Source organism: Bartonella sp. AA86SXKL (genome assembly GCF_042196885.1).
This window is the reverse complement of record NZ_JBHIRE010000353.1, coordinates 1-279: the sequence shown is the minus strand read 5'-3', so window position 1 is coordinate 279 and position 279 is coordinate 1.

The window sequence follows — 279 nt, the reverse complement described above, 5'->3', positions numbered from 1 at the left end:
GGAGGATAAAAAAGCGAGGATTGATAGAATAAAACTTTATCACATGAAAATTCCCTTCTCGATGTTTGGGATAGAAAACTATAGAGCTATTTTTTAAAATATGAATGAATTAAGGGTTACAAAAATATTTGAAGAGTAAATTCCCTATTTTACTTATTTATTTATAAATGATATTGACTGCAATGTTTATTGTAGATCATTTTAGTTTTGGAGATTGACAGTGCCCATGGAATTTGACATCGTACTTGTCTTAGCTCTTGTTATTATGGTTGTTGTTTT